Genomic DNA, 25617 nt, shown 5'->3' with positions numbered 1-25617 from the left:
GGAGCAGCAGGTGTCACCGGTGGACTGGCAACACCAGGTTGCATCAACTGGCTCGTAGCATCAGCCCGCGACGCCAACTTGTTCAGCTAACGCATAATCAAGTTTTCCCCCGCCAACGCCAGCCAGAGACCTCCCGTAAGGGGGGTTTTTGGTATTGTGGGTTATTCTGTGTACAGATATCGTGAGGAGACAAAATCGTTTCAAGTTCCAGTTCATCGAAAAAAACAAATCAGGAAATCGCACTGCCCGGGCTGAATTCGAAAGCCCTAGATCTGGTATCGCGCGGTTCTGTATTGATTGCCGGAGTGCAGCAAAGTGGGCTTGTTGCCGCCAGACATTTAGTGGAAGCGGGAATAGGAAAGTTGTCTCTAATTGACGAGGACCCGAAGGCTCTCTCTTCGGCTTACAAAGTTCTAGATGGTGTGTCGCAAACAGAGGTTCGCTGTCGCGCCTGGAAGATTGATGGGCACGATGCCGAAGCTGTTTTTGCAGACACCGATGTTGTGGTCGATGGATTAACGAGCTGGCAAGACAAGCTTCTGGTAAGCGACGTCTGCATGCAAATCGGAAAGCCACTTGTGCATGCAGGCGGAAGCGCTTTCAGATATCAGTTGTACACGATGCGCCCGCAGCGCTCGGCTTGCTTGCGTTGTGCATTTCCAATGGCTGGAATAGACGATGTCCCCCTTGAGCCTCCTGAGCATAAATCAATTTCGGCGGTGCTTGGAATGATAGGCGCCTGGCAAGCTGTTGAAACAATCAAACTGGTTGCGAAAATTGGTGCCAGTCAGGGCAATGAACTGACAAAGATTGACTGGTTGAGCGGCGAATTTGAAACAATCAGAGGGCTCGATGCACGGCTTGATTGTCCTGATTGCGGAAGAAGCAGTCGTTAGGCGTTCCTTCCTCGTTCGCTGGCAATTCTTCCATTATTTCGTCTGTTGTCAGCTCTAAATTTCGTCTTAGGCCGGCTAGATTTCGGCTGCTATCAGCTCTAGATTTCGTCTTCTGGAAATTTGTCCAGATCTTGAATGACCGGGCAGCTCGATTCTTTCATCGACGACAGAATCGCATTTGCTTTAGCCGCATGTTTCAACTTGATCAGCGCCTCGACTGACTTCCACTGTCGCATTGTTTCTTTGATTGCAAGTTCTTTCGCTACTTTGTAGTAATTGCTGCTGCCGCACGCGATCTTACTTTCTGCGCTATTGGGATCGTCTTTATAGATTTCAGGCGAGCTCTGCAGTGTGCTTTTGGTTGCTGGAGGTTTTGGCGCCGACCCAGGCTTTGATGTCGACGCTAGTTTTATCCAGTCAACAAGGTCCATAGAATATGGATCTCGCAAGCCGATTGGGCTTCCTTTCATGCGCTCGGCTGTTATTTCCACATAATTTGTATGGCTGTAGAAATCTTGAGCTGTATGCAACAGCAACCCGAGATGGTATAGCGCCCTTGCTCGGTCCATAGGGTTGGTATCTGCGGATGCTGCAAAATCGATGATCAACCGCTTCTGCCTATCCATGTATGAAAGGGCTCTGGAAAAATTGTCGTCTCCAAAGTGTCTGCGGGTTTCGCTAGCAGCCTCACTGCCCGGCTTGCTCTGGCTTTCGCAGGCTCGTTGCACCAGATTCAGGTTGGCAGCGTTAAACGTGGCAGACAGAGCGTCGTGGGTAATCTCGTCGTGCATCGGTCCGCATGACGCTTCGTTGGCGAAAGTCGGCTCGATCGCGATACAAACGCACAATGTTGTCAGGGCTGTTGCTAAATGCTTGAGCATAACCGGTTCAAAAGTGGACTCATCCAAAGTTGTTCTATCAAATCTAACACGCATATAGAAGGTTGCGCACTGCTGAAAAAACTTTGGACTGCGGTTGAACTTTTTTCTCTTCTTTCTCGTACTACTTTATAGAGGGAAATATGGAGGTCGATAGCTTTTTGATATATCACCGACTGTGGTATCACACCGAAGTATATCTATCATTCTAAAAGCCGCATAAATAGCCTGCTTACAGCAGGCGAGTTGAATTTTTACTCAGTCGAATTTTAATCGCGGATCGCATTCAATATTTAGTGCGAGAATCGTATCGATGCATCTAGTGTCTTTGCCTTCGAACCCGCGAGGTGACTGCTTTTGAACACGTTGAATACTGAGCGCGTATCGATTGTTGATGCGTTTGAAAATCTGATGGATATCGAATTTGTATCATTCGATACCGAGACCACAGGGCTTTCACCGATCGCTGCCAAGCTGGTCGAGCTTTCTGGTGTCAAGTTCAGGCTCGGAGACGACCATTTCGAGACGTTTTCTCAGCTAATCAACCCGGAATGCGATATTCCATACGAGGCAACGGCGGTACACGGCATTACCCAGGAGATGGTAGCCAATTGCCCAACTTATGTTGAAGTCGTGCCTCAGTTCTTCGATTGGATAAACAACAGTCAGGCCGTTCTTGTTGCTCACAATGCGCCCTTCGATGTAGGTTTCCTGCGTGTTGCTTTTGCCAAGCTGAAACTCGAGACCCCGCCTCACTACGTGGTCGATACACTGACGTTGACGCGGCAGCTTTTGACTGATGCACCTAATCATCAGCTCGGAACAATCGTTCAATTTTTAGAGCTAGAGGAAGGCGGCTACCACAGGGCTCTGGCTGATAGTCATCATGTTCGCAACATCCTCAGAAAAATTACCAAGATGAACGACTCGCTTAAGGGCTGGAAAGACCTTTGCGAGCTGTACTCGATCTTAAAACTGGACGAAGAACTCGATTTGCTCCCGCCTGTTCCGGCTTTTGTTCAGGAGTCTATCGATTTGATCAATGCTGCTTTAGAGCGCGACGGCGCAATAGCATTTCGCTACAACAGCCTCGGCCGCGAGCGTAAGGTTAAACCACAAGCTCTGATTCAGAATCGCGGTATCTATTACCTGACCGCATATTGTTTTCACTTCGCAGCAGAACGCACTTTTAGACTGGACCGCATGTCTAATCTGCGTCATCATGAATAGCTAATAGGGCAATCTTAGACTTTTCAAGGCGCGGGTGTTAGATTTAGATAGTGAAGTATAACGTTCGCCACTACCTGCTGTCTGTTGCCCTTTCGGTATTGATTTCATCTGGAAGTCAGCCGGTGACGGCGTTTCCGTTCCCTGGTAAGTCGCGTCCGGCTACCACTATCAAAAATGTCGTTAAGCCGGGCACTGTGGTCGAAACCAACATTACACCACCTGGTACCGCCGGTGGTGAGAGGCGTCCGTCCGTGCCGGCGCCGCTGGTCGACAAAATAGACCCTCTCAAGGCTGATGTTTTGCCGGCTGACAAAGCTAAGACGACCGAAAAGCATATGAAGCTTGGCGACATGTTTTTCGAGCGCCACGATTACACGAACGCACTGATCGAATATGAGGAAGTCGTCAAAGTCGATCCCCGAAACTTCAAAGCACACTGGATGTTGGGCAAAGTTTTGATGGGAATGTCCGACTTCGAAGAGGCTCTGGGCGAATTCGAGACCACTATTTCCATTCGTCCAACCAGCGGCGATGCGCATTTCATGAAGGGCGAAGCTTTGCGCATGCTCGGTAAGTATCAGGAAGCTAATGACGAATATACCAGTGCCTTGAAAATCGACCGGGGCAATGCCCTGGCGCACGCCTACCTGGCTGAATGTTATCGAATGCGAAAAGATTGGCGCCCCGCCATCGCTGAGTGCAAGCGCGCTATCTCCTTAGACCCAAAATTGGTTGTACCGCATCTGATTCTTGCGCAGTGCTACGCCGCCGATCGCTTGCCCGGTCCATCCGATGAGGAGTATAGAAACGCAATCGCGCTCAATCCCAAAGATGCTGTGGTGCATGCTCGCTATGCTCTGGCTCTGGGCAACAGTGAAAAGTGGCAGAAGTGTATTGATGAGTTCAAGGAAGCGATCCGCCTCGATCCTCATTATTCCGAAGGACACGTTGGACTCTCGTGGGCGCTTGCCAGTACTGGTAAACCCAATGAGGCCGTCAAGGAGGCGCATATTGCCGTCGGTCTGGCTCCTAATGACCCTGATACCCACTCGAATCTAGCCTGGGTTTATGGAAAGAAAGGCGACTATCAGTCTGCGGTAATTGAGTACCGGTTGGCGCTGAAAATCGATCCCAAAAACGCAAAGTTGCATCGTGCTCTAGGTCTGGCTTTGAGCGATAACGGCGATGTTAACGGTGCCATCTCCGAACTTTTGACGACTACAAAAATGTTGCCACGCGACTATGAATCCAAACTTGCTCTGCAGTCTCTAATGCAGAAGAAAGTGCAAGACTGAAGTCGTCTGAGTTCTCCAGGTGCTCGGATCAAGCGGGCTTTTTACTGCTTCCTGGCTTGACTACAGGTACGCCTTCTTTGCACAGTGGACACGTTTGCGGTTCAAACGTTTCCAGATTCAGTGTAATCAGTTTGTGAAAGGGAATGCCGAAATCGATTTTGGAGCCACTTCTGTCTACCACTGCGCCGACAGCGATCGGAGTCGCTCCCAGGCTGCGTACCAGATCTATTACCTTTTTGGCGGAGCCACCAGTAGTAGTGACGTCTTCAACAATCAAGACTCGATCACTGGCGGTTAGCTCTACGCCACGTCTGATCGCAAAACTGTTAGCGTCTCCCGCGGCATCGGTGACCCGCTCTGCGAAAATCGCTTTGATTGGCGGACCATCAGGGTTCAGCTCCTCGAATGCCGAGGCGACAAAAACTTCCCAGTGAATAGCACCGAGCGCCGGACCTGCTACTACAGATGGTGTCAGTCCACTGGCCACCAGTTGCCGGGCCAGCATTCGTGCCAGTTGCATGCCGAAGCGTGGATACTGCATAACGCGCTGGCACTGCATGTACTCTTTGCCGTGCAATCCGCTTGTTAAGAGGAAGTGCCCGGTCTGCCATGCATCAACTGATCTGAGCAAATTTTCAGCTGTGCTCTGGGTCGTTAACTCTGCTGCCACTGTAAACCTCACTAACGCCGGAACTGGTCACTTCACTTGTGTTCATGGAAGATTATACGAGATAGCCATTTCTGAATTTGTGATCTATTCTGATTTCATGAAACCAATTATCGGCATCAATTTAGACGTAACCAGCGGCACGCCACCTCAAGCGTCAATTCAGACAACATATTATGAGGCGATACAAAAGGCTGGTGGCATACCCGTTTTGCTGCCGCCGATGTCAGACGCAGATCTCGATGATGTTCTGCGCAGCTTGAACGGCGTGTTGCTTATCGGCGGGCTCGACTATTGTCCCAGCAAGTATGGCGAGGAAGCCAGTGACAAAGTCGAGGTTTGCGATAAACAGCGAGAAGAGTTTGATTTCCGACTGATTGACCGTACCTTGCATCGCACAAATCTCCCCGTTCTGGGTATTTGTGCTGGAGCTCAGTTGCTTAACATAAGTCTTGGCGGCTCATTGATTCAAGATATCAACAGTGAATTGCCCGATACATCTGTTGTTCATACGATTAACAAAGGATGGCAGGCAAATCCGCACAAACATCCTGTGAACTTGCAGTTGAGCAGTCAGCTGGGACAAATCTATAAATCGGAGCGATTGGATGTGCCGACTTCGCACCACCAATCCGTGAAGAAGCTGGGCAAAGGATTGGTCGCTGTAGCTCACGCCGATGATGGGATTATCGAAGCGGTGGAACTCGAGGAGCGCCCGTTCATTATTGGCGTACAGTGGCATCCGGAACGTGATTTTGCTTCCAATGCCGCGCTGTTCCAGCACTTTATCCAGGCAGCTGCGCAGATTTCAGTACCATCGGCCTCGGCCGCATTAAAGTAAGCGGACTCATCGAAATTTATGAGACGCTGTTCGGCACAGTTTGCAACTAGCTTTTGCCGTCATATTTCGCTGTCATGTTTCGCTGTAAAAGATATGAGGCGCAACAACGTTTACCAAGCATGCCAATAGCATAGGCTTCTTAAAAGCTCGCAATGGTCGACTCTGGTTGTGTTTTGCTCCGTACCATCGCTAGCGGCTGCCATTTAACCTTTGCTAGTCGCTTGACACTTTGGGCTAAACATCTGGATAATCAACCTAAGTGGCACGGTAGCTCAGTCGGTAGAGCACGCGACTCATAACCGCGTTGTCGGCAGTTCAATCCTGCCCCGTGCTAAGTTTTAAATATGAGAGTTTTCCCTGGGGCGGCATCTGCACGGTTGGAGAAACAATGAAGCTAAATAGGTTTGTTTGGGTCGTCTTGCTGTCGATTACCGCAAGCACGACGGTCTATGCACAGGCACCCACAGCGCCGGCGGCACCTGAGAGATCGGTAGAAGATCTGTTCAGATCGGCTCAGGTATTGGAAAAGCAGAACAATCTCAAAGAGGCTGAGTACTGTTACGAGACCATCGTGCATCGTTATGAGAAGCAGAAGGTCAAGAACTTCGCCAATCTTTATCAGGCTTACACCGGGTTAGGTAATGTTGACATGAAGCTCCAGGATTTAACTGGCGCCGATTTGAATTATCGTGAAGCTCTGTCGGCTGCGGTCAACATGTACGGAGCTGGCAGCGCGGAGTTGATCAAACCGCTCACCACCCTGGCCCGAGTTTGTTATCAGCAAAAGAAGTACTCTGACTCTGCATCGCATCTCAGGCAGGCACTGGCTCTCGCCGAGCGCAAAGGCGGAGTAGAAGATCTTGAATCTGTCTCAATAAGAGAAAAGCTGGCTGAAACGTTGGAGCGCTCTGGAAACTACAAAGAGAGTGAATCGTTGATTAAGCAATCACTGCTTCTTCGCGATAAGATCGGCGACCACACAAGTGCGCAGGTTCTGGCTCTTCTAAACTGCTACAGCGATGTCTTGCATAAAACTGACAGAATCAGCGAAGCTGAACAGATTGATTACCAGGTAGATCAGATTCACGCGGGCAAGGTTCCACCGACTACGGTCTGGAAGCAGTAAGAGTCGGCAGCCCAGTCCGGGATTCGGCACTAAATCAGGGATTCGGCACGCGATACTTCTCCACATCGCCAAAGTGGAAATATTCATTCGACGAGCGTGATGCCGTCTGAATACCAGCCATTTGATTGACTCGATGGCGTTTTGATTTGGCCGGAAAACGAAGAATTTCCGTTCCGTTCAAAGCCGCAACCGCATCCATTACCAGGCGGTCGTAGTTTGGAAAACCTGATGACTTCACCAGTTGGAAATTGACTATTTTCAAGTCTTCTCTGATGTCGCATTTGAACCAGGCTGTGGTGCCAAGCGGAAATTGTCTGATCACTGTTTGGCTACGAGGGTCCCATCGTGACATCGTGTCTTCTGAATTGTTTAGATTGCTCTGTACGTCAGACTGTACCGCGCGCAGAAAGCGGTTGCGCCAGGCATCCCATTCGACCATCAATTGTTGGTCCGCAGTGTCAGGATCTTCGCTCAATGCTCCGTCGAGTTGCTGAGCGCTGCCTTGCAAGACTTTTTTGTCGGTCTGACCATTCAGACCCTGTAAATTGGCTGATTCGTCTTCAGCTTGACCTTTGAGTGCATCGCGACCAGTTTCATCGGCCTGGCCTTCCAGTTTTTTCTTCGGCACAGGCACCATCATTGGAATTTGGTCTTTCAAGTTATCTTGCTTGTTCGGCAAGACATTCGTGTCTTCTACACCACCTTTCAACGGCTCGCGAGTGGCAGGAGGCGCGTCTTCGCCCCAGGCAATCGGAGCCTCCATCAACTGACTGATCAAGGTGAACGATAAGGCAATCGCGAAAGTGCTCACTGCGCTTGTTTTGTTCTTTGTCGAGAAAGGTTGAATTTTCATCATTCCGTCTCTTTTCCAATTTCCCCTGATCTTAATTGGTAGGATAACCTACCCGGTCAGAATCTTTTGTGAAGCGTATGGACCTCCATTTAAACACGCCACCCCCGCTCATTGCCAAGATTTCAGCAGCACTGAACAACCTTCCTGACGAAGCTTGTTTCTCTGCCCAATCTGGAGTATTGGTGGCTATTTCAGGTGGACCCGATTCGACCGCACTGCTGGTTGCCTTGCATTTGCTCGCCAGGCAGGTTGAGTTCAAGTTCAGAGCCTGTCATATAAATCACCGACTCAGAGGCGAGGAATCAGACCAGGACGAGCAATTTTGCAAAATGGTGTGCGAAAAACTGGGCATCGAGTTGGATGTTTACAGAGTTGCTGCAGAAGACGTTAAGGCGGAAGCGTCTGAGTCTGACTTGCGTGCCACCAGATACGACTTCCTGTTTCGTTGTGCGCAGTCTGACGGTTGTCGCTTTCTCATGCTTGGGCACACTACCAATGATCAGGTAGAGACGGTCTTGTTTCGCTTTCTCAGGGGCACGTCCCCGGCTGGGTTGTCTGGCATAAAAAGTGCTCATCAGATGCGTAATGGCATCTGGCTACTCCGTCCTCTGCTCACTTCATCACGGTCTGAGGTTAATGAATTCCTTGAATACTGTGGCGTTGTACCTCAACAAGATGCGTCAAATAAGAGCAGCAAGTTTGCACGCAATTTTTTGCGTAATGAAGTCATACCTCTGTGTCTGACGCGCTTTCCCACTCTGGAGCGGCAGGTCGAACGTTTGCGCGAGCTTGTCGCTTGCGACGATGAGTATCTCAATCAGGCTACAGGGGCGGTTCTCAACCAACTCGGTGGGGCACTTCGTCAGTCCTGGTCGACCGAGACGTTTTCGAGCGTGCATTTGGCTTTGCAGCGGCGTTTGCTGGCTCAGTCATTTGAATGCCGAGAGATCGAGGTTTCATTTGAGCGTGTGCAGACGGTATTAAATGTAGTGGCTAGCGCTGGTTCCCGTGTGAGCAGAATTTCCCTCAATCAGCGCTGGGACGTAGCCGTTGACAGCAGCAAGATTGAATGGATTGACAAGCAAGCGGTAGTTGAGGACTATCACTTTAATCCTGTTGCTGTGAAGGTGCCAGGGCGAACCATGCTCTTGCAGTCTGGACAGGTGTTAACTGTTGAGTTGCATGCGGGGCACTCACCCATGCAATTTCCCTCCCGGTCCGACATGGAAGCGTATGTCGACTTGACCGCGACCTCTGGCCACCTTCTGGTCCGCCTGGGGAGTGAAGGCGATCGCATCACTCCGCTCGGAATGTCGCAATCAGTCAGCCTCAAGAGATATTTGAAGAGTAATAAGAGTAGCAGTAGCAGAAATAGCCGAAATAACTTCTTGCAAACTATTGTCGTAGCCGACGGGAACGAGGTTTTATGGGTGCCGGGAGTGGGACTGAACGAAAAGATTCGGGTGCGCGAAAACCCCACCCATCATCTTGCGATCTCGGCAATATCAGCCGATTTCGTCTCTGTCTGAGTGGCTGGTTTTGTAACATTTGCTTGATATTCGGAAATTGGTTCAGTTTCGAGTTACAAATTCATTTAGACAGTAATCGCCTTAAGAGCCCATTAAACGCAAGTGTGTGAAAGGTATTTTTGCATTAGAAGTGGATGTCAAGCGCCGAGATCGGTTATAGAGGTGGGGATTTGCTAAATATAAATGAATTGCTGTCATCTGTGAACGCTCGAAAGCCAGGCAGGTTCAGGGTTAGAGCAAGAGTTACAGCGTGATATAATTTGATGATGAGGATTCTGGAGTAGAGACGATTATGCGGAAGTACGGAACGACTTGGGCCGTTTTCTTTTTACTATTAGTGTTGGTCGTATTTGTGTTTTCGCTGACAAGCATCAGCAAGCATGATGAGCCTCTGACATATTCGCAATTGCAGAACATCATTCGTGAGGGCAAAGCCGACGCTATCCAGCGCGTCACGATCACGAACGGTGAAGCCAGCATTCTCGTCAAGATGGCTGGCTCGGAGCGTGATAAGCAAGTTACTGTTCCGACAGAATCCAAGGAAGATCTGATCAAAGAGTTCAACAAAGCCGGCATCATGCTCGATATCAAAGAGCCGGATAAATCAAGTTTCTGGTTCAGCATGATCAGCTCGTTCTTCCTCCCTATTCTTCTGCTCGTCGGCTTCTTGTTCATGTTCCGGAGTGCTCAATCTGGTGGCAATCAGGCTATGAGTTTTGGTCGCAGCCGCGCCAAACTGATGGTCGATAACAAGGTGAAAGTAACCTTTGCAGATGTAGCCGGTATCGACGAAGCCAAACAAGAGCTGCAGGAAATCGTCGACTTTTTAAAGAGCCCTGAGAAGTTCCAGGCGCTTGGAGCGCGAATTCCACGCGGTGTTCTCCTGGTTGGTTCGCCTGGTACTGGTAAGACGCTCCTCGCCAAGGCCGTTGCCGGTGAAGCAGGCGTGCCATTCTTCAGTATTTCTGGTTCCGATTTCGTCGAGATGTTTGTCGGTGTTGGCGCATCGCGCGTTCGCGACTTGTTTGACCAGGCTAAGAAGCACGCCCCTTGTATCGTTTTCGTAGATGAGATCGATGCTGTCGGTCGTCAGCGTGGTGCCGGTCTCGGTGGCGGTCATGATGAACGCGAACAGACTCTGAACCAGTTGCTTGTGGAAATGGATGGCTTTGAAGGCACGACTGGAATTATCGTCATTGCTGCTACAAACCGCCCTGACATTCTCGACTCAGCGCTATTGCGTCCAGGTCGGTTCGACCGTCAGGTCGTTATCGACAGACCTGATGTGCTCGGTCGCGAACAGATACTCAACGTGCATTCGCGTGGCAAACCGCTTTCCAAAGATGTCGATTTGAAGACGCTTGCACGCAGAACGCCAGGATTCACTGGTGCTGACCTTTCCAACTTGATCAACGAGGCTGCTTTGATCGCTGCTCGTCAGGACAAGCGTGAGATTGAGATGCTTGATCTCGAACTGGCCATCGACAAAGTAATCGCTGGTCCTGAGAAGAAAACTCGCATCATCTCCGGCAAAGAGAAAGAGATGACCGCTTATCATGAAGTCGGTCATGCTCTCATGTGCATCTTGTTGAAGAACGCACATCCGTTGCACAAAGTCAGTATCATTCCCCGCGGATTCGCTCTCGGTCTGACGATGTTCTTCCCAGAGGAAGACATTCTCACTCAGACGCGCTCTCAGCTGATCGACCAGATAGGCGTCAGTCTTGGCGGACGAGTGGCAGAAGAGATCGTGTACGGTGAGATCACAACTGGTGCACAAGATGACCTCGAGAAGAGCACTAAGCTCGCACGCCGCATGGTGACTGAGTTTGGCATGAGCGACCGTCTCGGTCCGATGACTTTCGGTAAGAGACACGATCATGTTTTCCTCGGACGTGAGTTCGGTCACGAGCGTGACTACGGTGAAAATGTCGCCACCATCATCGATGAAGAAGTAACGAGGCTGGTAAGCGAAAATTACACGCGCGTCAAAGATTTGCTCACGCAGCACCGTCCACACATGGACGCTATCGTGAAGGTGCTGCTCGAGAAAGAAACGCTCGACAAAGCACAGGTAGATGCCATCATCGAAGAAGTTAATCGCAGCACTGGAAACGTCATCACGACGAGCTCAGGCGACGACAACACCAACGTGCCGCCTCCATTCGAGTACACTCTCGACGGTGGCAAGGTAGTGTTGGACGCAGAGAAGGAAAAGATCCCGGCAGACAAGAAGCAGGAACCGCCTGATGCATCTCCTGGTGGCTTGCAGCCTAAATTCGCTTAGACGTCTGATGGAGGCTCCTATGAATCGCACTGCCCGTTTGGTCGGCACACTTGTGCTGGGAAGTTTTGTTGGAACTGTTGGCATTGCAGCGTTTGCGCAGACGGCAACCAACAATTCCGGAGTCTCCTCGAACTTTGGAGCGACAAGAGGATTCAGTTCCTACACCTTCCGAAATCCGCAGAGCTTCAACAATCCGACCTATCCAAACCCCGGCAGCCCGCTCCTATATCCAACCGTACGTGGTGGCACCGGCGCGTTCGCCAATCAGATCAACAACACGCCCAATACGAATATCCAGAGCTACAGCGGCACTAACGGTCTCAATGCGCAGGGAAAGAGCATCAGCTCTATTAATCTGACGGGATTGAGCAATACAAGCCTGAACCTTACACCGCTCTCGGCTTCGACGCCCAACACTTCGACGAACCCAGCTTCCAACAATCCGGGCTTCAACAACCAGGGCACTGCCTCGAACAACACGACTGGCATCATCAACCAGGGATCGGGCTTGCGATAGTTAGTATCCTGAACTCATCCACAATCCCAACATAGTTAGAGCAAGCTTAAGAGATTTACAAAGCGTTGCTTTATAGAGGATCATTATCTAATCAAACGTGAAGCTCGGCTTTCACGAGATGCTCATCAACACTCTCTGGAGGGTCTAAACGTGGCCGTCGTCCAAGAAAAAGAATTACTTTGCAAGGATTTCCTCACCAAAGACAAGCAGTTGCTCATCGATGGAAAGTGGGTCAACGCGGAATCAGGAAAAACATTTGAAACCAAGAACCCAGCTAACGATCAGGTAATCGGAAAGGTTGCTGAAGGTTCGAAAGCTGATGTCGACAAAGCTGTCAAAGCAGCTCGCAAGGCTGTAGAAGAAGGCCCATGGCGCAAGATGAGCACAGCTCAACGAGCCAAGGTTATGCTCAAGCTGGCTGATTTGATCGAAAAGAATTCTGAGCAGTTGGCTCAATTGGAAACTCTGGACAACGGTAAGCCAATCAACGAATCGAAGCACATCGACGTGCCTCAGACGATTGAGACTTTCCGCTATTACGCAGGCTGGGCAACCAAGCTGGAAGGCGAAACCATCAACGCCAATCCGAACATGTTCACCTACACGCTACGTGAGCCAGTCGGAGTAGTTGGTCAGATCATCCCCTGGAACTTCCCGATGCTCATGGCTGCATGGAAGCTCGGTCCAGCACTGGCTTGCGGTAACGCAGTAGTGCTCAAACCAGCAGAACAGACACCTTTGACAGCATTGAGAATCGGTGAATTGATTCAAGAAGCTGGATTCCCAGACGGTGTTGTAAACATCATCACCGGTTTTGGCGCAGATTCAGCTGGTTCTGCCATCTCCAACCATATGGACATCGACAAAGTTGCCTTTACTGGTGAAGACAAAACCGGTCGCGAGATCGTCAAAGCTTCAGCCGGCAACTTGAAGAGAGTTTCGCTCGAACTCGGCGGCAAAGCTCCAAACATCGTTTTTGCTGATGCTGATATCGACGCTGCTGTAAAAGGCGCAATCACCGGTATCTTCTTCAACCAGGGACAGGTTTGCTGCGCAGGCTCCAGACTCTTCCTGGAAAAATCAATCCACGATGAGTTCATGAGCAAACTCCTCGCTCGCGTCGCTAAGATGCAGCAAGGTCCTGGTATGGACGAGAAAACTCAGATCGGTCCTCAAGTATCGAAAGATCAGCAAGACCGCATCTTGAGCTACATCGATATCGCCAAGAAAGAAGGCGCTTCGGTTGCATGTGGCGGCGACGCTCCAGCAGGCGATCTGTCTAAGGGCTACTTCGTCAAGCCGACCATCTTCACTGGCGTCAACAACGACATGCGCATTGCTCAGGAAGAAGTCTTCGGACCGGTTCTGGCTGTAATTCCTTTCAACTCCATGGAAGAAGTTGCCGAGCAAGCCAACAAGATCACCTACGGTCTGTCTGGCGCTGTCTGGACCAGCGACGTCAAGAAAGCCCACAAGCTCGCTGCTCAAATCAAAGCAGGAACTGTCTGGGTAAACTGCGTCAACATGCTCGATCCAGCCATCCCATTCGGCGGCTACAAGATGAGCGGCTACGGTCGTGAACTCGGCAAACACTCAATTGAGTTGTACACCAACATCAAGAGTGTCTGGGTAAACCTGGCTTAAGCGACTCGCTGAAAATTACAAAGAACCGTCTGCTTATGCAGGCGGTTTTTTGCTCTGTTAGACTTTAACTTGGTCTGCTTTCGGTTGGATTTTGGATGAATAGCAAGCTGAATCGATTTGGAATTTCTCTATTGGTTGTTGGAGTTTTTGGCTCGTTTGCAATGCCGCAAACTGCTGCATTGGCTCAGACCGGCAACTCCAAGTCACCATTTGCGCGTGGCTGCGAGCTCATGATGCAGAAAAATTTCTCCGGCGCTATTTCAAGTTTCACTGAAGCAATAGCGGAAGATGGTGAGGACGTCAACTCTTACTTCCGGCGCGGGCAGAGTTTTCTATGCATGGGCAATTACAAAGAAGCGATAGTGGATTTCGATCGCGCTCTTGCCAAAGGTGCGCTCGACTACAACGTGTATCTCTGGAAAGGTACAGCCAATGCTAAGTTGAACAATGTCGAGCAGGCGGTGTTCAACTATGAAAAGGCAATGCGCCTCAATCCCAAGCTCGTCGAACCGTTCAGAAGCGCCGACAGCAAGAAGCCCGAGGCGGCCGCGCCTGCGAATCCAAATGATAAGTCGAACAGCGCTGCTGCTGCTGCCGTCACTCCTTCTGCTGGTGCCGTAACTCCTGCTGCTGCCGTAACTCCTGCGGTTCCTGTTGATCCCTCTACTTCCGGTGGTTTGGAAGCTCGTGTTGCCGCTGTTCAAGCGGCCGTAAATAACATGATGGCGTCTCAACATGGCGCGTCTGTTGATGCGCGCACCAGCAGCAGTTCCGCCACAGATTCCAGTATCAAAACGAAATCGGCGACGCTCAGCCTGGGAAGGAATGAGCGCGCAGTGGACGCTTACAAGACGGCAGCCCGTAACATCATAGACAACGAAAGTGGTTATTTCCGTCCTGGTACTACATATAGTGGCTTGCTGAATATTTTCGGACAATTGATTCCGTTGTCTGGATTCAACGGACAGCCTGAGTGGGCAGATAGCGTGCAGCACGGAACGCGGTACTTTTCTTTGAAAGACCCCAGGCGCGACCTTCGAGATTTAGATGCCCAAATAGTTGCTCATCCACAAGATCCGACTCTGTTGTTCCAGCGAGCTAGAGCCTCTATACAGCTGGGCAACCAGAAGCAAACGCTCGAAGATTTAAACAGAGCTATAGAGCTGGACGGCACTAATCCAAACTACTTTCTGGCTCGCGCTTTCTATTATCATCAGCTCAAAGAGGTCGATGCTGCCGAAGAAGATATTCGCCGTGCTCAGGATGTAGATCCAATTGTTCCCTCTGATCTGAAATTCGAGGTACCTGCCAATGCTAAGCAAGAGAGCAACAGTGCTAAGTTGAGTAATCCGCTGCTTGAGCATGCACAGGATAAGTGATGAAGTCAGCAAAACAATTTATGGTCATGGTGATAAGCGCAGCCGCTTGCGTTGCGGCGTCAATCTCAACTACTGCTCGGGCTGATGAGACTAAGAATGTGGAAAGTATTTCAAGCTGGAAAGATCTCTCACCGTCACCTCGTCTCGGTAAGCGAGATGGCTTGAAGTATTTCGAATTTAAAACCAAAAACGGCAGTAACGTTTTCCTGTTGGCTGTGGATTTGAGCAGTAAGAAACTGCGTATTGAACCTGTTGTGAATAGTCCAACTGCTGCCACAACCGCGACTACCAATCGGATTCATGCTTTAGCCGGTGTCAACGGTGCGTTTTTCAATTTGAGTAATGGTGAGAGCACGAGCTACATCACAGTGTCCGGCGAGCAGATCTGCGACCCGACAAAGAACAAGGCTCTGACTGAAAATCCTAAACTGAAGCCTTTTCTGGACACCATTTATAAGCGCAGCGAATTGCGCATGCTCAAAGACAAGTCCGGCGCAGTACAACTAAGCATCGCGCCGCACTTTGTTCCGCTACCGCAGGGGCTGAAGATCTTGCATGCGATACAAGCCGGTCCGCGCCTTTTGCCGAGGATGACGGAAAGAGAAGAAGCCTTCGTTCGGACTGAGTCAGATGGGAAAGTCGTCGATTCGATCGGTGTCTATAAGCCGGCTGCTCGCACCGCTATTGGTATCACTAAAGACAGGCGATATGCGCTCATCATCTGTGTTGCAAGCAAACGTCAAGACGAGTTCTCATCGGGTCTGACGTTGCCCGAGCTGGCGGCATTGCTTGTAAAGCTAGGCTGCACCGAAGCGCTCAACCTGGACGGTGGCACGTCAACAACCATGGCTGTCAGATTGGGCGACGATGTTGACGCCCATATGGTGTGCGGACGCGATCCAGAGACGCTCGTTAAGTCAACGTTGTCCGTATTCGCAGATTAGACCTGGTGTTTGCGACGGCGTTGCTTGGACAGTTCGGCAGCCTTTAGTCGAGCAACCGCACGAGACATAGCCATCTCGGAGAGATAGACGTCGAGTTTGTCTGTCTTCTGCGTCTTTTCAGCTTCGGCTCTTGCCTTAGCGTCGTGTGCTCTGGCTTCGTCGATTTCTGTATCCAGTTCGGCAACGTCGCTCAGCACCGTCACCTGATTTTCGCCAACTTCAAGCAAGCCGCCAATGACAGCTGCGATATTTTCTTCACCCTGCACTTTGTAGCGCAAAACATCGATAGCAAGCGCTGTGATCAAAGGTTGGTGGTTCGGCAAAATCGAAAGTTCGCCGTCGATAGCGCGGGCTGATACTTCGTCGACTGCTTGTTCCAGCACAACACGTTCTGGGGTGATGATTTTTAGATTGAGAGCGCCTGGCATTTTTGCTATTTCTCCTATCTGCCCTTGCCGTTTTTCGGACGGCCCGGTGTTTTGCCTGTTGACTTGGAGCCTGACTTACCTGAACCGAGATGAGCCGCTTTGGCACTCAGTTTCTTACTCGAAACAGAACCACTTGATGCTCTATTGTTATTGCCGCCGTTGTTGCTCTTGACGCGGTCGTGCGTCAAAACGCTGTCGATGATGCCGTAATCAAGCGCTTCTCGCGCCGACATGTAGTGGTCTCTTTCGATGTCGCGTTTGACAACAGATTTGTCTTGTCCGGTGCAACGATGCAGCAATTCGATCTGTGCTTCTCTGAAACGCTTACCCTGAGCTGCTTGAATCTCCAGATTGGTGATGTCTCCATCAGCTTCCCACAATGTTTGATGAAACATGAGAGTGGAAAATTCATAAGCAGATCGAGTGCCCGTGCCGGAAGCGAGAATTTCGCAAGCTCCGGAAAGAGCATGGCCGAGGCAAATTGTATTTACCGGTGCTTGCAAAGAGTGCATCACGGCGATGATGGCATCGGCATTGTAGCCATTGCCGCCAGCGGAATTGATATACAAATTGATGGGCTCTGCCGCGTTCGCTTTGTTTAGCTTGATTAGCTTTTTGATCACTGGCAATGTGATCTCATTCTCCAGACGCCCGAACAAAAAGATATCGCGAGTGCCTACTTTGGCTGGAGTCTCGATTCCTGGTGTTGCGGGCGCTGGTTGATTTTTCTTTTTCATGGCTCCGGCGTTTAGGATTCAGCCAATTCCTTAGCTTTTGCTCTTGCTTCTTCGATGCCGCCGACCATGTAGAAGGCTTGCTCAGGCATATCATCGTGATCGCCTGCCAGGATCTGTTTGAACGCTTCAACAGTGTCTTTGACCGGTACGTATTTACCTTTCAGGCCTGTGAATACTTCAGCAACGAAGAACGGCTGGCTCAAGAACTTCTGAATCTTTCTTGCGCGAGTAACGATGATTTTGTCTTCTGCTGACAGTTCGTCCATACCCAAGATGGCGATGATGTCTTGCAAGTCTTTGTATCTCTGCAGGGTCTGTTGAACACCGCGAGCTACTTCGTAGTGATCTTGTCCGACAACTTCCGGCTTCAAGGCTGTAGATGTCGAGGCGAGCGGGTCAACAGCAGGGTAAATACCCAATTCTGCAATCTGACGGCTCAATACTGTTGTTGCATCTAGGTGACCGAATGTTGTTGCTGGAGCTGGGTCGGTCAAGTCGTCTGCAGGTACGTATACAGCTTGTACAGATGTAATCGAACCGTTCTTGGTTGATGTAATGCGCTCTTGCAATTCGCCCATTTCGTTAGCCAGAGTCGGCTGATAACCTACGGCTGAAGGCATACGTCCCAGCAGCGCGGATACTTCTGAACCGGCTTGTACGAAACGGAAGATGTTGTCAACGAAGAGCAGCACGTCCTGGTGAGCGACGTCACGGAAGTATTCGGCTACTGTCAGAGCTGACAAGCCGACGCGCATTCTGGCGCCTGGTGGCTCGTTCATCTGTCCATAGACCAGCGCTACTTTGTCGATAACGCCGGAGTCTTTCATTTCGTGCCAGAGGTCGTTTCCTTCACGAGTGCGTTCACCCACTCCACCGAACACGGAGAATCCACCGTGCTGCGAGGCGATGTTGTGAATCAATTCCATGATGATAACTGTCTTGCCTACGCCGGCTCCGCCGAACAGACCGACCTTTCCACCTTTGATATATGGAGCCAGCAAGTCGACTACTTTGATACCAGTTTCAAACACAACTGTTTCTGTTTGCAGGTCTTTCAGAGTTGGGCATGGTCTGTGAATCGGCCAGCGTTCAGTTGTGGTCATTGGACCAGCTTCATCTACAGCTTCGCCGAGTACATTGATGATTCGTCCGAGTGTTCCCTGACCGACCGGCACTGTGATCGGGCTGCCTGTGTCGATACCTTTAACGCCACGGGTGAGACCGTCAGTGGAGCTCATCGCTACTGTTCTGACGCGGTTATCACCAAGCATTTGCTGCACTTCGCAGATGATCTTGATATCTTCACCGGATGATGGGTTTTTACCGATGATCTCAAGAGCGTTGTAAATTTCCGGCAAACGGCCGTCTGGAAACTCAACGTCGATTACGGGCCCGATAACCTGGACGACACGTCCTTCTTTGGCTGTAAGTACTGTGCTCATTGAAACTCCATAGCTGTGGACACTTGCATGCAGCAAAGTGCTGGCGCGATCTGACTGAGTCGGTAAGGTCCGACAACGAGTTTAGATCTTAACAGCTATAGGATAGATGCTTCGGGCTGCTTTATCCCCGTCGTTTATGATACTTTTCGTATGCGCATAGCGACTGGCTTTCTGGATTCTTGAAAGATTCTCTTTTACAACGTTTCGTTAACGACATAGTTCGGCTCTGGGTCTTGATCCTGGTTGGAACTATTGGCTTCATGCTGGTCGAGCATTGGAAATTCATCGATGCTCTTTATATGACGGTGATCACCGTTACAACCGTCGGTTATGGCGAAACCCATGCCCTCTCAGAGTCGGGAAAAATCTATACAGTCGTCTTGATTCTCGTTGGTGCAGGTATAGTTTTGTATGTCCTGTCCGACATGGTCGAAATCTTTCTAGAGCTTAACTTCACTAGCAGGCGCATGAAACACAGAATTGTCAAGCTGACGGGGCACCAGATCGTATGCGGTTACGGTAGAACCGGGCAAGAAGTAACGAAACATTTTCGCCAAAACAAAATTCCTTTTGTAATTTTGGAAATGGATCCAGACCGAGTCAGAAAGGCAGAGGGCGAAGGCTTGCTCGTGCTGCTCGGTGACGCCTCCAACGATGAGGTTTTGCTTGAAGCTCAAATTGACAAGGCGAATGGCATCGTCTGTTGCTTGCCTGACGACACGGCCAATACTTTTATTGCGTTGTCAGCCAAGGGCTTGAACGAAAACATTACGATCGTCTCAAGAGCCGGTAATCCAGGTTCTGAAGCCAAGTTGCGCCGAGCCGGTGCCAGTATGGTGATCTCTCCCTATGTCATCTGCGGTCGGCGAATGGCTACTGCTGTCACTCACCCGCTTGTGACGGAATTTCTCGATGTGGTCATGCATAGCTCCGCCTACGACCTGCGCATGGAGCAAATCACGCTCGACGACCATTCCAAGCTTGTCGGACTGACGTTAAAGGACGCCAATATAAAACAAACATCAGGCGCTATGATCCTCGCGGTGAATCAAAGTGGTAAGCTGATGACCAATCCGTCTCCCGATCTGATTTTCCACGACGGTGATGAACTGATAGCCTTGGGAACTGAACAAGAGCTAAAAACCCTTGCCGCCCTGGCCCGTAAGCAAAAACTCGAGGAATTGTAATGAACAACGAAGCACAGACCCAAGAAAATGAAGCGATGATCACGCTCGAAGGAGAAGACGGTCATTCTTATTCGTGTCAGATCCTTGACATTTTCGAGTTTGAGAATCAGGAATATGCTCTGCTTCTCAAAATGGGTGACGCTAAGAGCGACAGTGCCGAAGAAGAAGAAGGTTCGCTTGTAATCATGCGTCTGATTCAACGCGAAGACCAATCGATTTTTCAAACCATCGAAAGCGACGATGAATTCGAACGTGTCGTTGCTCACGTTGAAGAACTGGCTCGTCAAAGCGAAGCCGAGCACGCAGGCGAAGACTAACTCTTACTGCAACGTTTGAGTGGACCAACTGACTTCGATTGATGTGATTCGGTCTTCGTTCATGCCATCGCCGGTGATACTAATTGTGATCGAGCAATTGTGATTGAGCGGTGGCATTTGATTTGAAGACGGCCGAAAAATATCTACTGCTAATTACCAAGCCGAGCAGATTTTTTGCTTCCATATTGCTGGAGCAGAAAGTAGGCTGGGCTCTCTTTTTTCTTTTCATTCTCTCCAGTTTGTTTTGCTTGACCCGTGCCGCTCTTGATGGTGCACTGGGATTGCCCTCAACTGCCAAGACCCTGGGGCAGTTCGTCATCGCAGTAACAACTGTAGCGTGGGGATACTGCGCTCTCTATGCACTGGTTGCATTTCCCCTGGGAAAGAAGTTAGGCGGCAAGGGCACGATCAGAAGGTTGTTTCTGGTTGCCGCATATTCGCTCTTGCCCGCCATCCTGTTTGCTGCTCCACCAACTGCTTTGATGGGGTTGATCTGGTCATTTTGCCTGGCTGTAGTTGGCTTGAGAATGGCCCATGGATTTCCACTTGCACGAGCTATCACGTTGCAGTCAATAATGGTGGCATTGACCGCCATGCTTGCTGGTGTGTCAACTTTTGGTTTGATGAAAGCGATGCAAAAGCATTATCCGGCGGAGAAGCTGGTGCATCAATCTGCCCCACAGGCTCTGCTTTCGCCGTTTGAGGGTGAGTCGTTTCAGCTTTCGGATCTTAAAGGTAAGTCGGTTGTGGTTCTGGACTTCTGGGCAACCTGGTGCTCGCCATGTCGAAGCAGTCTGCCGACCCTGGCCGAAGTGGCAAGAGAGTATAAAGATAGAAATGTGGTTGTGCTCGCTGTCAGCAATGATGATGACTGGCACACGGCTAAGTCATATTTGAAAGCTGCGAAAGTTGACCTGGTCGGCATAAAAGGCACGCCCGAGCTGAACAGGGATTTTATGGTCGAAGCCCTTCCTGAGACCGTCATCGTTGATAAGAATGGCAATGTCGCATGGGCTCATGTGGGTGTTCCATTGAATGAGAAAGAAGTGCTGCGCGCTGAACTAGACCGATGCTTGAGTCAGTCACGCTAATTAGTGCGTATCCTTAGATTTGAAAAAATTCGCTTACAAGTTTGAGCGGAAAAACGGATAATTGTGAGCGTTTCGAGACTGGAGCAAAATTATGGCTATTGCAAATGACGTTACTGAAGTGATCGGCAACACTCCGCTGGTCAGGTTGAACCGTCTGACGAGCGAGCTGTCGCCCGATACAGTTATCGCTGCGAAGCTGGAGTCGCGAAGTCCACTCGGGTCTGTCAAAGACAGAATCGGGGTCTCGATGATTAATGAAGCAGAGAAAGCCGGTTTGATTACCCGAGGAAAGACCACTCTGATTGAGCCAACGTCTGGAAACACGGGCATCGCGCTGGCTTTCGTTGCCGCTGCTAGAAAATACAAATTGATTTTGACCATGCCCGACACCATGTCGCTCGAGCGTCGCAAACTGCTGGCTGCGCTGGGGGCTCAGCTTGTCCTCACTCCGGGTACAGAAGGCATGCGCGGAGCCATCAATAGAGCTACTGAGCTGGCAAAGACTACACCAAATGCCTTCATGCCACAGCAGTTCGATAACCCTGCCAACCCTAAGATCCACCGTGAGACTACAGCGGAAGAGATATGGCGTGATACCGAGGGCAAAGTAGACATTTTTATTGCCGGGGTCGGCACCGGCGGCACCATTACTGGTGTCGGACAAGTTTTGAAAGAAAGAAAACCTGGTGTTCAAATCATCGCTGTTGAACCAGCAGACAGTCCAGTTCTCACTCAGACTTTGAAAGGCGAACCGTTGAAACCGGGCCCTCACAAAATTCAAGGCATAGGTGCAGGGTTTGTGCCCGGAGTGCTGGACCTTTCGGTAATTGACGAGGTATTTCAGGTCACCAACGATCAGGCTCTCGAATGGGGACGACGGTTGGCTGCTGAAGAAGGTTTGTTTTGTGGTATCAGCAGTGGTGCCGCCGCATATGCCGCTGTGCAGGTGGCTAAGCGCCCTGAAAACAAAGGCAAGACTGTAGTCATCATTTTGCCGAGCACGGGCGAGCGCTACCTGTCTACTGCTTTGTTCAACGATATCGTCGCCGATGGTGCATCCAGCAATGCTGGTGAACCTGTCGCGGCCGGAACTAAGTAGGTCGGAGTTAAATAATTAGGAAAGACTGCATTTAAGCTGAATCTAGCAAGGTTAGACTGAAAGGGTAAGAGCACAAGCCGAGGGCAAAAGTATGAGCTTGAGGGAAGAGATAGAAAATATTCTGATGAAAGATCCGGCTGCTCGCAGCCGCGCAGAAGTTTTCCTCTGTTACCCGGGCTTTCACGCCGTTCTGATTTACAGAATCGCTCACCGGTTCTGGACGACAAATGACAAAGTACTGCGTGTTGTCGCTCGCAGCATCTCTCAACTCGGAAGATTCCTCACAGGCATTGAAATTCACCCGGGGGCAAAAATCGGTCGACGACTCTTTATCGATCATGGTCTGGGTGTTGTGATAGGTGAGACTGCAGAGGTTGGCGACGATTGTGTGCTCTATCAGGGTGTCACTCTCGGTGCGCAAGCAGCGGCAAGAATGGGTGCTCTGTCTCGTGATACCAAACGTCATCCAACTCTGGGCAATTCAGTAGTGGTCGGCAGCGGGGCGCAAATCCTCGGTGGTTTCGCGGTTGGAAACAACGTGCAAGTGGCATCCGGCTCGATTCTGCTCAAAGAAGTGCCCGACGATTGTATTGTAGTGGGCGTGCCAGGTCGCGTGATTTTCAGGCAGGGTGTGCGTGTCAGCGACCCTGTGCCGGATATCGAAGCTGAAGCGATCAAGTGTCTGCGAGACAAGCTTGCATCTCTCGAAAAACAGATCGAGCGCGTTCAGCAGATACCGATCTTCGAACCGACTCTGACCGGCGTTCGACGTCCATCACGCAGCGCTGCGTTTACAGACAATACCGCAGTTTATCCGGGCAATACTGGAAACACTGCTGCAGTGACCGCTGCTTCTGATGCTGTAGACATCTTCTTGCACGGCGCCGGAATCTGATCTTTACAGATGATTGGGACTATTGAGATAGCGACAACTCGATTTTGGTTGTTGCTCTAAATCTGAATTGCCGGTTCGATTCCGGCTCGATTTCGGTGATTCGATAGCTAGGCTTGAATGGATTGTTCGGGTTAGTTGGAGAGATCGATTCTGTTTTTCGTAATTGTTGTTTCGCCGGCGACCTGGAAACTGCTGTCCAAAATTGACAATTGTCCTGGTTTTTGGAGCGTGAATTTGACTTCCTTCAAGCTTATTTTGCTGGGGTCAGCAAAACCCAGGTCTGAGGGGTGCAGGTAGAAATATCCGAGTAATGCATTTCCGTCCGGCAACAAGTTAAGCGGATACTTGGGAAAGTCGGAGAAACTGTCGTACTTTCGATAAATCGGCACGTTGGGATTATCGGCATCTCGAAAGTAGAGTTCTGTCATCACTCCATCTACAGCTGTTGTCGAGTTCTGGGAAATTGGAAATTCGAAACGGCTAAATAGCCCGTCGGTTGGTCTGTTGGGATTTCCTATCAGTACGAAATTCAAATCGGCTGCGGCCAACTGTCCCTGTCCACCAGGATTGATCAGCAAGGCTTTCATCTTTGTTTTGCCGATGCTGTAAATTTTGTCGACTCCTTGTGTCTTCGTGAATAATGCGGTGGCACCGCTAGTGGCGTTGACTTTATAGGTGCCTTCCACAACAGCCGGCTGCTGAGCATAAGCCGGATTCGGCATTAGTATTGCTGAGCCGAGAAACGACGCTGCACCAATAACCGATGCTATACCGATATCCGACGCTTCGCCGATCACTGCTGGTATCAACGCTTTTATAGTTTTTATGATCGACATTGCTCATCTCCTTTTAGTTGCGGAATCGTCACTCTGAAAACCGTGCCGACGCCAAGTTTACTTCGCACGGAGATTTCGCCCTGGTGTTTTCTTGCAATCTCACGGCAGACTGCGAGTCCAAGTCCTGAACTGTTGTCCTTTTCAGCACCTTCTTGCGTCTGAACAAATGGTTCAAAGAGCGTGTCCAGAGATTTCGCCTCGATGCCGGTGCCATGGTCGGTGACTGTGATAAAAGCGTCGGTGGTTTCCAGACCAGCGGCTACTTCGATCTTTGAATTTGGTGGTGAAAATTTGATTGCGTTCGACAATAAGTTCGTCAGCAATCGAATCATCAAGTTCAAATCCACGCTCAACTCAGTCTCTTCGCCGGTGCAGACGATGTCTATGGAGCGCTCCGTGGCAAGGTTCTCTACCGCCATCTTCGCTTCTTCGAACACCTTCTGCATCTTCACTCTCCTCATCTGCAAACTCATTACAGCATCTGATGCGCTGAATTTTTCCAGATCAAGAAAGTCTGAGATCATCGAGATCAATCTCTCCAGGCTGCGTTCAGCCTTTTGTACCCGGGCTTGAGCTTTTTCGGGGATGGTACCGCATGTGCCCGCCAGGAGTAATGCCAGCGTCCCCTGCAGTGACAGTAAGGGCGAGCGAAGATCATGGCTGATCATCGCTACCATCAGTTGCTTTTTTGATTCGGCCGCAGCCAGATCTTCAGCCGCTTTGTGAAGACTGCGATCAAGTTTTGCCAGTTCATCATCTCCCGTCAGTGCCGGTTGTAGCTCGACGCGATGACCGATGCGACGTGAATTCTCCTCGATTTTGTTTAATCTATCGGCGATATTTGAAAAGAAGAATCTGGCTAGCAGTGCGGAAATAACTACGCTTGCGGCGATAAAAGAGATGAGCAGATATTGAATATTTGCTTTTAACTGTTGGTCTGCATCATTCTCTTGCAGTTCGATTTGCTTTTCTATGTCGCTTATATGCTGAACGATGCCTTTGAATTCGCGATGCACCGATTCGAGCTGTTTGCGCAGTTCTCCCACGTTTGCAAGCATGCCAACGCTTTCGTCACGATGCTCGTAGCTACGCAGCAGTTGAATGGCACCGTTTAGAGATTTTTCCAGGCGCGCATATTCGTTGATGTCGCGATTGTCATCGCGAGCAAATTGCATAAGCGTGGCCATATTTCGCAGGCAGGTATCTTCGGCTTTGCGACTGGCTTCCACCAGCCCTGGGCGACCCGAGTAAGCGAACGTGAGCATGTTGCCGCTTGCTTCAAGAAGCGACGAAGAAAGGTGCCCCAGCTTCAAAATGATGTCACGTGAATGCGACAACTGCACTGCCTTATGTTCAGCTTGCAGGAACATAAACCACAATGATGCGGCAATGAGAATCTCGAAACCGAGCGGAATGGCAATCAGAATCCAACCTTTTTGACCAATAGTCAGATTTGCAGGTTTTAGTTGTGCCAGTCGCAAACGGTGATCTCTTTAGTG

24 protein-coding genes and 1 tRNA gene are annotated in these 25617 nt (G+C 50.2%); 17 read left to right on the top strand and 8 right to left on the bottom strand.

Features of this window, described 5'->3' with window-relative positions:
- The first annotated feature begins 194 nt into the window (after window positions 1-194).
- Window positions 195-896 (top strand): hypothetical protein, encoded by a 702-nt coding sequence (locus tag EKK48_31020; GenBank protein ID RTL34749.1) that lies wholly within the window; start codon window positions 195-197, stop codon window positions 894-896.
- A gap of 98 nt (window positions 897-994) precedes the next feature.
- Here EKK48_31020 and EKK48_31015 read toward each other — a convergent pair whose 3' ends face one another.
- A complete protein-coding gene (locus EKK48_31015) occupies window positions 995-1777 on the bottom strand; it encodes a hypothetical protein (protein ID RTL34748.1) in 783 nt (260 codons plus the stop codon).
- Window positions 1778-2131: 354 nt separating this feature from the next.
- On the opposite strand from EKK48_31015, the gene EKK48_31010 reads away from it, so the two are divergent.
- Together EKK48_31010 and EKK48_31005 are read left to right on the top strand one after the other, a co-directional pair.
- Window positions 2132-3004, top strand: a complete 873-nt coding sequence (locus tag EKK48_31010) for a WYL domain-containing protein (protein RTL34747.1) — start codon at window positions 2132-2134, stop codon at window positions 3002-3004.
- Window positions 3005-3054: 50 nt separating this feature from the next.
- Window positions 3055-4299 (top strand): tetratricopeptide repeat protein, encoded by a 1245-nt coding sequence (locus EKK48_31005; protein RTL34746.1) that lies wholly within the window; start codon window positions 3055-3057, stop codon window positions 4297-4299.
- 28 nt (window positions 4300-4327) lie between these two features.
- On the opposite strand, the gene EKK48_31000 is transcribed toward EKK48_31005, so the two are convergent.
- Entirely contained in the window at window positions 4328-4930 is a 603-nt protein-coding gene (locus EKK48_31000; GenBank protein RTL34745.1) for an orotate phosphoribosyltransferase, read from the bottom strand.
- On the opposite strand from EKK48_31000, the gene EKK48_30995 reads away from it, so the two are divergent.
- The 3 genes from EKK48_30995 (at window position 4857) to EKK48_30985 (ending at window position 6933) form a co-directional block, all read left to right on the top strand.
- Window positions 4857-5807, top strand: coding sequence for a gamma-glutamyl-gamma-aminobutyrate hydrolase family protein (locus EKK48_30995; GenBank protein RTL34744.1), 951 nt, complete (start codon window positions 4857-4859; stop codon window positions 5805-5807). The two genes, EKK48_31000 and EKK48_30995, sit on opposite strands and share 74 nt — an antisense overlap.
- Before the next feature lie 261 nt (window positions 5808-6068).
- Window positions 6069-6141: transfer RNA gene (locus EKK48_30990), tRNA-Met, on the top strand.
- A 54-nt stretch (window positions 6142-6195) separates the two neighbouring features.
- A complete protein-coding gene (locus tag EKK48_30985) occupies window positions 6196-6933 on the top strand; it encodes a tetratricopeptide repeat protein (protein ID RTL34743.1) in 738 nt (245 codons plus the stop codon).
- Window positions 6934-6967: 34 nt separating this feature from the next.
- Here EKK48_30985 and EKK48_30980 read toward each other — a convergent pair whose 3' ends face one another.
- Window positions 6968-7789 (bottom strand): hypothetical protein, encoded by an 822-nt coding sequence (locus EKK48_30980; protein ID RTL34742.1) that lies wholly within the window; start codon window positions 7787-7789, stop codon window positions 6968-6970.
- Window positions 7790-7863: 74 nt separating this feature from the next.
- Here EKK48_30980 and tilS point away from each other — a divergent pair, with 74 nt between their 5' ends.
- The 6 genes from tilS to EKK48_30950 all read left to right on the top strand — a co-directional run bounded on the left by tilS (window position 7864) and on the right by EKK48_30950 (window position 16086).
- On the top strand, window positions 7864-9315 hold the full coding sequence (gene tilS / locus EKK48_30975; protein RTL34741.1) for a tRNA lysidine(34) synthetase TilS: 1452 nt from the start codon (window positions 7864-7866) through the stop codon (window positions 9313-9315).
- A gap of 292 nt (window positions 9316-9607) precedes the next feature.
- On the top strand, window positions 9608-11602 hold the full coding sequence (gene hflB / locus EKK48_30970) for an ATP-dependent zinc metalloprotease FtsH (protein ID RTL34740.1): 1995 nt from the start codon (window positions 9608-9610) through the stop codon (window positions 11600-11602).
- 19 nt (window positions 11603-11621) lie between these two features.
- Window positions 11622-12119: a hypothetical protein gene (locus EKK48_30965; protein RTL34739.1), complete on the top strand. Its 498-nt coding sequence runs from the start codon at window positions 11622-11624 to the stop codon at window positions 12117-12119.
- A gap of 210 nt (window positions 12120-12329) precedes the next feature.
- A complete protein-coding gene (locus EKK48_30960) occupies window positions 12330-13763 on the top strand; it encodes an aldehyde dehydrogenase family protein (protein RTL34751.1) in 1434 nt (477 codons plus the stop codon).
- A 95-nt stretch (window positions 13764-13858) separates the two neighbouring features.
- Entirely contained in the window at window positions 13859-15142 is a 1284-nt protein-coding gene (locus tag EKK48_30955; GenBank protein RTL34738.1) for a tetratricopeptide repeat protein, read from the top strand.
- Window positions 15142-16086: a phosphodiester glycosidase family protein gene (locus EKK48_30950; GenBank protein RTL34737.1), complete on the top strand. Its 945-nt coding sequence runs from the start codon at window positions 15142-15144 to the stop codon at window positions 16084-16086. Before EKK48_30955 ends, EKK48_30950 begins: the two co-directional genes overlap by 1 nt.
- On the opposite strand, the gene EKK48_30945 is transcribed toward EKK48_30950, so the two are convergent.
- From EKK48_30945 to atpD, 3 genes are read right to left on the bottom strand one after another with little or no spacing between them, the layout of a single operon-like run.
- Complete coding sequence (locus EKK48_30945) at window positions 16083-16514, bottom strand: F0F1 ATP synthase subunit epsilon (GenBank protein ID RTL34736.1); 432 nt, start codon at window positions 16512-16514, stop codon at window positions 16083-16085. The genes EKK48_30950 and EKK48_30945 overlap by 4 nt on opposite strands.
- Before the next feature lie 14 nt (window positions 16515-16528).
- Complete coding sequence (locus EKK48_30940) at window positions 16529-17251, bottom strand: ATP-dependent Clp protease proteolytic subunit (GenBank protein RTL34735.1); 723 nt, start codon at window positions 17249-17251, stop codon at window positions 16529-16531.
- Between the two features lie 11 nt (window positions 17252-17262).
- Window positions 17263-18693 carry a F0F1 ATP synthase subunit beta gene (atpD, locus tag EKK48_30935; protein RTL34734.1) on the bottom strand — a complete coding sequence of 477 codons (1431 nt, stop codon included), beginning with the start codon at window positions 18691-18693 and terminating at the stop codon, window positions 17263-17265.
- A 179-nt stretch (window positions 18694-18872) separates the two neighbouring features.
- Between atpD and EKK48_30930 the strand changes: the two genes are divergently transcribed.
- From EKK48_30930 to EKK48_30910, 5 genes are all read left to right on the top strand, one after another.
- Window positions 18873-19880 (top strand): potassium channel protein, encoded by a 1008-nt coding sequence (locus tag EKK48_30930; protein RTL34733.1) that lies wholly within the window; start codon window positions 18873-18875, stop codon window positions 19878-19880.
- On the top strand, window positions 19880-20197 hold the full coding sequence (locus EKK48_30925; GenBank protein ID RTL34732.1) for a DUF1292 domain-containing protein: 318 nt from the start codon (window positions 19880-19882) through the stop codon (window positions 20195-20197). Before EKK48_30930 ends, EKK48_30925 begins: the two co-directional genes overlap by 1 nt.
- Window positions 20198-20307: 110 nt before the next feature.
- Complete coding sequence (locus EKK48_30920; protein ID RTL34731.1) at window positions 20308-21288, top strand: redoxin domain-containing protein; 981 nt, start codon at window positions 20308-20310, stop codon at window positions 21286-21288.
- Window positions 21289-21379: 91 nt separating this feature from the next.
- Window positions 21380-22387, top strand: coding sequence for a cysteine synthase A (gene cysK / locus EKK48_30915; GenBank protein RTL34730.1), 1008 nt, complete (start codon window positions 21380-21382; stop codon window positions 22385-22387).
- 91 nt (window positions 22388-22478) lie between these two features.
- Window positions 22479-23282, top strand: coding sequence for a serine O-acetyltransferase (locus EKK48_30910; GenBank protein ID RTL34729.1), 804 nt, complete (start codon window positions 22479-22481; stop codon window positions 23280-23282).
- A gap of 131 nt (window positions 23283-23413) precedes the next feature.
- Here EKK48_30910 and EKK48_30905 read toward each other — a convergent pair whose 3' ends face one another.
- Window positions 23414-24118: a PE-PPE domain-containing protein gene (locus EKK48_30905; protein RTL34728.1), complete on the bottom strand. Its 705-nt coding sequence runs from the start codon at window positions 24116-24118 to the stop codon at window positions 23414-23416.
- On the bottom strand, window positions 24106-25599 hold the full coding sequence (locus tag EKK48_30900) for a HAMP domain-containing histidine kinase (protein ID RTL34727.1): 1494 nt from the start codon (window positions 25597-25599) through the stop codon (window positions 24106-24108). Before EKK48_30900 ends, EKK48_30905 begins: the two co-directional genes overlap by 13 nt.
- Window positions 25600-25617: the final 18 nt, after the last annotated feature.

It is taken from the genome of Candidatus Melainabacteria bacterium (assembly GCA_003963305.1).
Taxonomy (GTDB): domain Bacteria; phylum Cyanobacteriota; class Vampirovibrionia; order Obscuribacterales; family Obscuribacteraceae; genus PALSA-1081.
Note: the sequence above shows the minus strand (reverse complement) of the source record. Positions and strands in the feature narration are given on the sequence as shown.

What these genes read in the sequence shown, in the direction of transcription:
- EKK48_30940 (RTL34735.1), bottom strand. Translation starts at nt 17,251, where the DNA reads ATGAAAAAGAAAAATCAACCAGCGCCCGCAACACCAGGAATCGAGACT.
- EKK48_30910 (RTL34729.1), top strand. Translation starts at nt 22,479, where the DNA reads ATGAGCTTGAGGGAAGAGATAGAAAATATTCTGATGAAAGATCCGGCT.
- EKK48_30945 (RTL34736.1), bottom strand. Translation starts at nt 16,514, where the DNA reads ATGCCAGGCGCTCTCAATCTAAAAATCATCACCCCAGAACGTGTTGTG.
- tilS (RTL34741.1), top strand. Translation starts at nt 7,864, where the DNA reads ATGGACCTCCATTTAAACACGCCACCCCCGCTCATTGCCAAGATTTCA.
- EKK48_30950 (RTL34737.1), top strand. Translation starts at nt 15,142, where the DNA reads ATGAAGTCAGCAAAACAATTTATGGTCATGGTGATAAGCGCAGCCGCT.
- EKK48_30985 (RTL34743.1), top strand. Translation starts at nt 6,196, where the DNA reads ATGAAGCTAAATAGGTTTGTTTGGGTCGTCTTGCTGTCGATTACCGCA.
- EKK48_30905 (RTL34728.1), bottom strand. Translation starts at nt 24,118, where the DNA reads ATGTCGATCATAAAAACTATAAAAGCGTTGATACCAGCAGTGATCGGC.
- EKK48_30925 (RTL34732.1), top strand. Translation starts at nt 19,880, where the DNA reads ATGAACAACGAAGCACAGACCCAAGAAAATGAAGCGATGATCACGCTC.
- EKK48_30995 (RTL34744.1), top strand. Translation starts at nt 4,857, where the DNA reads ATGTACTCTTTGCCGTGCAATCCGCTTGTTAAGAGGAAGTGCCCGGTC.
- atpD (RTL34734.1), bottom strand. Translation starts at nt 18,693, where the DNA reads ATGAGCACAGTACTTACAGCCAAAGAAGGACGTGTCGTCCAGGTTATC.
- cysK (RTL34730.1), top strand. Translation starts at nt 21,380, where the DNA reads ATGGCTATTGCAAATGACGTTACTGAAGTGATCGGCAACACTCCGCTG.
- EKK48_30955 (RTL34738.1), top strand. Translation starts at nt 13,859, where the DNA reads ATGAATAGCAAGCTGAATCGATTTGGAATTTCTCTATTGGTTGTTGGA.
- EKK48_30965 (RTL34739.1), top strand. Translation starts at nt 11,622, where the DNA reads ATGAATCGCACTGCCCGTTTGGTCGGCACACTTGTGCTGGGAAGTTTT.
- EKK48_30980 (RTL34742.1), bottom strand. Translation starts at nt 7,789, where the DNA reads ATGATGAAAATTCAACCTTTCTCGACAAAGAACAAAACAAGCGCAGTG.
- EKK48_31015 (RTL34748.1), bottom strand. Translation starts at nt 1,777, where the DNA reads ATGCTCAAGCATTTAGCAACAGCCCTGACAACATTGTGCGTTTGTATC.
- hflB (RTL34740.1), top strand. Translation starts at nt 9,608, where the DNA reads ATGCGGAAGTACGGAACGACTTGGGCCGTTTTCTTTTTACTATTAGTG.